This is a genomic window from Pseudomonas sp. PA27(2017), assembly GCF_001945445.1.
Taxonomy (GTDB): Bacteria; Pseudomonadota; Gammaproteobacteria; order Pseudomonadales; family Pseudomonadaceae; genus Aquipseudomonas.
On record NZ_MSXW01000044.1, the window covers coordinates 1 to 6,817 of the forward strand.

Sequence of the window (6,817 nt, forward strand, 5' to 3'; positions counted from 1 at the left end):
TCTCGAATTCACGAGTGTTACTTGTGATGCTGATAATCTTGCGATCAGTCAGTCTTAACTCACAAGCACCCACACGAATTGCTTGATTCAGTTGTTAAAGAACGTTTGGCTGAGGCTTTCGTCTCAACCGAGGCGCGCATCTTACAGCGCCCTCATTTGCTGTCAAGCTGTTTTTGAAGAATTTTTTCTTTCCTCTCAACACCTTGCAGCACCCGACCAGACCATCTTCTCTCCAGCGGGAGGCGCATTCTACAGCGTTACAAACCACTGTCAACACCCTCTTTTACCGCCTTCGATCAACCTGACCGAACCATCAACAGAACCACTCAAACCACCCTGTCGATGCCGGCGCATTCTACTCGAATTCGCCGTCCGTGCAACCTTTATTTTCGTCTAACTCATTGATCTACAAGGAGTTTTCAGATCAGGCTGCGCCGGAAGTGGTGCGCATTATAGGCCCCCACGAGATCAGGTCAACCGTTTATTTCACTTTCTTGCGAAATCGACTGTAGCGCGATAATCGAACGCTTTGGCCTGCTTTATATGGATAGCTGGATTGACCTAATTAACCAGTTAGTACATTTTTAATGGCGCCACCTCAGGCTGGTTCCACAATAACAACAGGAAGCACCATGGCTCCCATCATTCTGATCCTCAACGGCCCGAACCTGAATATGCTCGGCACCCGTGAGCCGGCCACCTACGGCCACGAAACCCTGGCCGATATCTCCAGGCTTTGCGCGAACACCGCTGAAGCCCTTGGCCTGACCACCGAATTCCGCCAGACCAACCATGAAGCCGAGCTGATCGACTGGATTCACAAGGCCCGCGGCCGCTGCGCAGGCATCGTGATCAACCCGGCGGCCTGGACGCATACGTCCGTCGCCATCCGTGATGCGCTGGTTGCCAGCGAGCTACCGGTCATAGAAGTGCACCTCTCCAACGTGCACAAGCGGGAGACCTTCCGCCATCACTCCTTCGTTTCCCCTGTCGCGCTTGGCGTGATCTGCGGCTTGGGCAGCGGCGGCTATCGCGCGGCACTCCAGCACTTCAGCCACCTAGTCAAGGAATAAGGCCGTCATGACTTCCAGCAAAAGCATTCTGGCCGGCCTGATCGGCGCAGGCATCCAGGCGTCCCGCACCCCCGCCATGCACGAGCATGAGGGCGATGCCCAGGGGATTCGCTACTTATATAGGCTGATCGACCTGGACCACCTGAAGCTCGACATCAGCGCCCTCCCCGATCTGCTCAGCGCCGCCGAGCGCATGAGCTTCACCGGGCTCAACATCACCTTTCCCTGCAAACAGGCGATCATTCCGCTGCTCGATGAGCTCTCCGACGAAGCCAGGGGCATCGGCGCGGTCAATACGGTCGTGTTCAAGGGTGGTAAACGCATCGGTCACAACACCGACTGCCTTGGGTTTTCCGAAGGGTTCAAACGCGGCCTGGGCGACGTCGCTCGCCGACGCGTGGTGCAAATGGGCGCTGGAGGTGCCGGCGCCGCGGTGGCTCATGCCCTGTTGAGCGAGGGCGTCGAACAGTTGAGCATCTTCGACGTCGAGCCCGAACGCGCCCAGGCCCTGGCAAGCAACCTCAACGAGCACTTCGGCTCGCCGCGTGCCCAGGCCGGCGGCGAGCTGAGCTCGGCGATGGCCGCCGCCGACGGTCTGGTCAACACCACACCGATGGGCATGGCCAAACTGCCCGGCATGCCGGTACCCAAGACGCTGCTGCGCCAAGAGCTATGGGTTGCGGAGATCGTCTACTTCCCGTTGGAAACCGAACTGCTGCGCGAAGCACGTGCCATCGGTTGCCGAACCCTGGACGGCGGCAACATGGCGGTCTTTCAAGCCGTGAAGGCATTCGAGCTGTTCAGCGATGCCCAGGCCGATGCCCAGCGCATGCTCGATCATTTCCATAGCATGAACGGTTGATGCCACCGGGCCGACTCGGCGATGAGTCGGCCCAAGCTCGCTGGCTGATACGCTCAGCGCGTGATATAGCGCAGTACCGCTTCGCAGATCATCGTCTTGTGGCGTTGCTTGACCTGTTCGTCCGGCAGGTCGATCTGGAAGATCTCCCCGAAGGTATGCCGGTTCGAGACGCGGTAGAAGCAGAACGAACTGATCAGCATGTGTACGTCCAGGGTATCGAGCCCCTCGCGAAACAGCCCTTCCTTCTCGCCACGCTTGAGGGTTTCGCCCAGCGTCAGCAGCACCACGTTGCTCATCCGGCGGATTTCCGGTGACTGCTTGACGTACTCGCCGTAGTGAATGTTCTCGATGCTGACGATGCGCACGAAATCCGAGTTGCGATCATGGTGGTCGAAGGTGAACTCCACCAGGCGGCGAATGGCGTCGGGTGCTGGCAGCTCGTCGAGGTGCAGACGGCGCTCGGTACTGCGGATATCGCCGTACAACTTCGAGAGTACTTCGAGATAAAGCTGCTCCTTGCTGCCGAAGTAGTAATAGATCATGCGCTTGGACGTTGCCGTGCGCTCGGCGATGGCATCGACCCGGGCCCCCGAGAGCCCCTGGCGGACGAATTCGGTGATGGCGGCCTGCAGGATGTTCTCCCGGGTCTTCTCCGGATTGTTCTTGCGTGGCTTGCGCGGCGCTGCGGCCTGCTCGTGGCTCGCAGGCTCGAGGGTAGCGGTCATGGAATCACTCATCATGGCGTTCTTGTTATCACTGCAAACGAAAAGCGGATGCGACCTCTGGCACGCATCCGCCTGAGTACAGCTTACAGCTTCGCCTGCCGCGTCACACCACTGCGTGCCTTGGCCATGGCAGCCAGGCGCACCGCAACGTTGGCGGCACCATAGCCGACGTAGCCATTCTTGCGCTGAATGATCTCGAAGAAGAAGCGCTCCTCGAACGCCTCGGTGTACACGTGAAACAGCTCACCGCCCTGGGCATCGCGGTCGTAGAGCACGTTGTAATAGGCCAGTTCGCTGAGGAACTCGTCGTCGAAATCGAAGCGCGCGGCGAGATCGTCATAGTAGTTGAGCGGGATGTCCAAAAGCGGCACACCCGCCTCCTTGGCCCGCTCGACTTCCTTGAAGATGTCCTCGCAGGAAAACGCGATGTGATGCACGCCGGAACCCCGGTAGCTGGACAGCGCATGGGCGATGGCTGTGTTGCGGTTCTCCGAAATGTTCAGCGGCAGGCGCACCGAACTGCAGCGGCTGCGTAGCGCCCGACTTTTCACCAGGCCATAGGGATCGGGCAGCACCACTTCGTCGTCGGCCTCGAAGTCCAACAGGCTCTTGTAGAACAGCACCCAGCTGTCGAGGCTGTCCGCCGGCAGCGCCAGCGCCATGTGGTCGATACGTTGCAGGCTGCCGGTCGGCAGCGCAGCGGGATCCAGCTTGAAGTCGCTGTCGTAGATGGTCTGCCCTGCTTCGGCCTGGTCGACCAGGTAGATGAGGCTGCCATCGGGCGCGCGCATCGCCGGAATCTCGCGCTCGTTCGGCCCGACCAGGCCGCGATACGGGTGACCACGGTAATCGAGGGCGCGCTGCAACGCAGTCGTGCCATCTTTCACCTTCAGTGCGGTGGCGCACAGCGACGGGCCGTGGGCCTCGAAGAAACCGTGGGCGAACGAATAGGGTTCGGCATTGAGCACGATGTTGATGTCGCCCTGACGCAGCAGGCTGACGTCCTTGGAGCGGTGCTCGCCTGCCTTGGCGAAACCCAGACGCTGCAACCAACCCGACAGCTTGGCGCCGGCAGCCTCGTCGACGGCGAACTCGAGGAACTCGACACCGTGATAGCGACTGGCTGGCGGGGTATCGAACAGCAGATCGAGGTTCGGTGCCTGGGCATCGGCCGCCAGCAGCTGCCGGGTCTTTTCTTCCAGATACAGAAGCGAGCGCAGCCCGTCGACCGCATTGGCGCGTGGCGGCGCGGCACGGAAGCCATCGTTGAAGATTTCCAGCGACAGCGGGCCGGTGTAGCCGGTGCGGATGATCGGCGCCAGAAAGCCTGGCAGGTCGAACTCACCCTGCCCCGGGAAGCAACGGAAGTGGCGGCTCCACTCCAGCACGTCCATGGCCAGAATCGGCGCATCGGCCATCTGCACGAAAAAGATCTTGTCGCCAGGGATCTCGGCGATGGCTGCCGGATCGCCCTTGAGCGACAAGGTATGGAAGCTGTCGAGAATCACCCCGACCGCCGCATGATCGGCCTGGCGAACCAGGTTCCAGACCTGCTGGTAAGTATTGACGTGGCGGCCCCAGGCCAGTGCCTCGTAACCGATACGCAGGCCCCGCGCGCCGGCGCGCTCGCCCAGCAGACGCAGGTCGTCGACGAGAATCTCTTCATCGCCGAGCGAGTCGGTAGCTACGTTGCTGCATACCAGCACCAGATCGGTGCCAAGCTCCTGCATCAGGTCGAACTTGCGCTCCGCGCGGTCCAGGTTGCGTTGCAGCCGGTCGCGGCGGCAGCCTTCGAAATCACGGAACGGCTGAAACAGGGTGATGGCGATGCCCAGATCGGCGCACATCTTGCGCACGTCGCGCGGGCTGCCCGCGTAGTACAGCAGGTCGTTCTCGAAGATTTCCACGCCGTCGAAGCCGGCAGCGGCGATGGCTTCGAGTTTCTCGGGCAGGGTGCCGCTCAGCGAGACGGTGGCGATCGAGCGATGCATACTTCAGCTCCTTGTAGATAACGATCTCTACGGATCGTGTAATGACCTGGGCCCGGCACCAGAAGCGTAGCCGACAAGGCGTTCGAGCTTGGCATTCGCCAGGCCGTTCAATCCCCTTATGCCATTTCTTGAGGCCTGCAGCGATTATTCGTGCGCCCGCGCGAAGCGGCAATTCAAAGTGTACGAACTAGTTAGTATTTCGTGCGATTATCGAACACTAGGCCGTTTATCGAATTGACGCTATTTCACGGTTTGCAACACCATGTTTCCCACTGCAGTGACGGAAACCCTTCCGCCGCGACCAGCAAACAACCCGGCTCCATCCATAACAATTTCAATAAGAGTACGCCCATGCTCACTTCCCAGCCCCTGCATACCCGCATACCATTCGCACGCTTTTTGGCACCCACCCGGCCAACTGCGTCTGCGCACGTCCAACCCTGACTCGCGACACTCCGCTCGATAATCCTGAAAGCGGGTCGACCGGTGCCATCCACAAGGCCGGTCCCCACACGCTGTGGCCAAGCCGCACCCAGTTGCCGCTTCGCTCGGCGCTCTAATAACAACGGAGACCATGATGGCTAAGCCCTCAACTTCACAAGCCAAGAAAGCCACTGCCAGCGGCTGGGTCGGTTCAGCGCTGGAGTACTACGATTTCTTCATCTACGCCCAGGCCGCGGCGCTGATCTTCCCGCAGATATTCTTTCCCAACACCGATCCGAAGATGGCCATCGTCGCCTCGCTGGCAACCTACGGCGTCGGCTACCTGGCGCGCCCGGTAGGTGCATTCGTGCTCGGCCATTGGGGCGACACCCGTGGTCGCAAGAACGTGCTGCTGCTGTGCATGTTCCTGATGGGCATCTCCACCATGGCCGTCGGCCTGCTGCCGACCTACCACGATATCGGTCTGCTGGCTCCGGCCATGCTGGTCGTTCTGCGCCTGATCCAGGGCTTCGCGGTAGCCGGTGAGATCTCCGGCGCCAGCTCGATGATTCTCGAGCATGCGCCCTTCGGACGACGAGGCTTCTACGCCAGCTTCACGCTGCAAGGCGTACAGGCCGGCCAGGTGCTCGCCGCTGCGGTATTCCTGCCGCTCGCCTACTTCATGCCGAGCGAGGCGTTCAACGACTGGGGCTGGCGGATCCCGTTCCTGCTCAGTGCCTTCGTACTGCTGGCGGGTTTCATCATCCGTCGTGAGGTTCACGAAACGCCGGCCTTCGTCAACGAAGAGAACAAGCAGAAGATCGCCAAGTCGCCGATCTCCGAAGCATTCAGCACCAGCTGGCGGACCATGTTCCTGGTCATGGTGATGGCGCTGATGAACGTGATTCCGGTGGTGGCGACCATCTTCGGTGGCGCTTATGCCGTGCAACCGGCCTACGGGATCGGCTTCGACAAGAGCGTCTATCTGTGGATTCCGGTGGTGGGCAACATCGTCGCGGTTCTGGTGATTCCGTTCGTGGGCAACCTCTCCGACAAGATCGGTCGCCGCCCGACCCTGATCACCGGCGCGCTGGGTTCTGGCCTGCTGGCGTTCGGTTATCTGTATGCGATCAGCATCAGCAACGTGCCGCTGGCGTTCATCATGTCGCTGCTGATGTGGGGCGTGGTCTACCAAGGCTACAACGCGGTGTTCCCAAGCTTCTACCCGGAGCTGTTCCAGACCCGCTACCGCGTGTCCGCCATGGCCATCGCCCAGAACATCGGCACCATGCTCACCGCCATGCTGCCTGCGCTGTTTGCCCTGGTCGCACCGCCCGGCTCGGACAACATTCCATGGCTGATCGGCAGCCTGGCATTCGGCATCACCTGCCTGTGCGCCCTCGCCGCCTTCATCGCACCGGAAACCTACCGGATTCCGATGAGCGAACTGGGCAAACCCGGCGCCAAGCCGATGGACAAGGCCGAATACGACGCCGCTCGCCAGAACAGCGTGAACGAAGCCAGCCACTAACCAGGCAGGCGTAAGAAGAGAAGGCCCTTAACGGGCCTTCTTGTATTTCCGGGGGCTAAAATTTGGTTCTTCACGGATTGCCGGGAAAGTCATTCTTGATCTTCATAAAGAAGAATTCGCTGTCCCGGTAGCCGTAAGCCATCCGTTTGATGACCTTGATCCGGTTGTTAATCCCTTCTAGCTGACCCGTGTGCATGGGCCAGCGCACCCTG

General features: G+C 60.4%; 6 protein-coding genes. 3 read left to right on the forward strand and 3 right to left on the reverse strand.

The window, feature by feature from the left end; all coding sequences use genetic code 11:
• Nucleotides 1-632: 632 nt before the first annotated feature.
• Nucleotides 633-1,073, forward strand: a complete 441-nt coding sequence (aroQ, locus tag BVH06_RS18260; protein ID WP_075935014.1) for a type II 3-dehydroquinate dehydratase — start codon at nt 633-635, stop codon at nt 1,071-1,073.
• A 7-nt stretch (nt 1,074-1,080) separates the two neighbouring features.
• Nucleotides 1,081-1,935, forward strand: coding sequence for a shikimate dehydrogenase (locus tag BVH06_RS18265; protein WP_075935015.1), 855 nt, complete (start codon nt 1,081-1,083; stop codon nt 1,933-1,935).
• Nucleotides 1,936-1,988: 53 nt separating this feature from the next.
• Here the strand turns inward: BVH06_RS18265 and BVH06_RS18270 are convergent, their stop codons facing one another.
• Together BVH06_RS18270 and quiC are read right to left on the reverse strand one after the other, a co-directional pair.
• Nucleotides 1,989-2,660 (reverse strand): TetR/AcrR family transcriptional regulator, encoded by a 672-nt coding sequence (locus BVH06_RS18270; protein ID WP_075935017.1) that lies wholly within the window; start codon nt 2,658-2,660, stop codon nt 1,989-1,991.
• An 83-nt stretch (nt 2,661-2,743) separates the two neighbouring features.
• Nucleotides 2,744-4,651 carry a 3-dehydroshikimate dehydratase QuiC gene (gene quiC, locus BVH06_RS18275; protein WP_075935016.1) on the reverse strand — a complete coding sequence of 636 codons (1,908 nt, stop codon included), beginning with the start codon at nt 4,649-4,651 and terminating at the stop codon, nt 2,744-2,746.
• Between the two features lie 577 nt (nt 4,652-5,228).
• Here quiC and BVH06_RS18280 point away from each other — a divergent pair.
• The gene (locus tag BVH06_RS18280; RefSeq protein ID WP_075932748.1) at nt 5,229-6,605 is read left to right on the forward strand and encodes an MFS transporter; all 1,377 of its coding nucleotides are present in this window, start codon (nt 5,229-5,231) and stop codon (nt 6,603-6,605) included.
• Between the two features lie 70 nt (nt 6,606-6,675).
• Here the strand turns inward: BVH06_RS18280 and BVH06_RS18285 are convergent.
• Nucleotides 6,676-6,817 (reverse strand): transposase (locus tag BVH06_RS18285; RefSeq protein ID WP_139315676.1); only part of this gene is annotated, 142 nt, incomplete at its 5' end.

Bases quoted from the DNA above. Each gene is read 5' to 3' on its own strand.
- aroQ (WP_075935014.1), top strand. From the start codon at position 633: ATGGCTCCCATCATTCTGATCCTCAACGGCCCGAACCTGAATATGCTC.
- BVH06_RS18265 (WP_075935015.1), top strand. From the start codon at position 1,081: ATGACTTCCAGCAAAAGCATTCTGGCCGGCCTGATCGGCGCAGGCATC.
- BVH06_RS18270 (WP_075935017.1), bottom strand. From the start codon at position 2,660: ATGACCGCTACCCTCGAGCCTGCGAGCCACGAGCAGGCCGCAGCGCCG.
- quiC (WP_075935016.1), bottom strand. From the start codon at position 4,651: ATGCATCGCTCGATCGCCACCGTCTCGCTGAGCGGCACCCTGCCCGAG.
- BVH06_RS18280 (WP_075932748.1), top strand. From the start codon at position 5,229: ATGGCTAAGCCCTCAACTTCACAAGCCAAGAAAGCCACTGCCAGCGGC.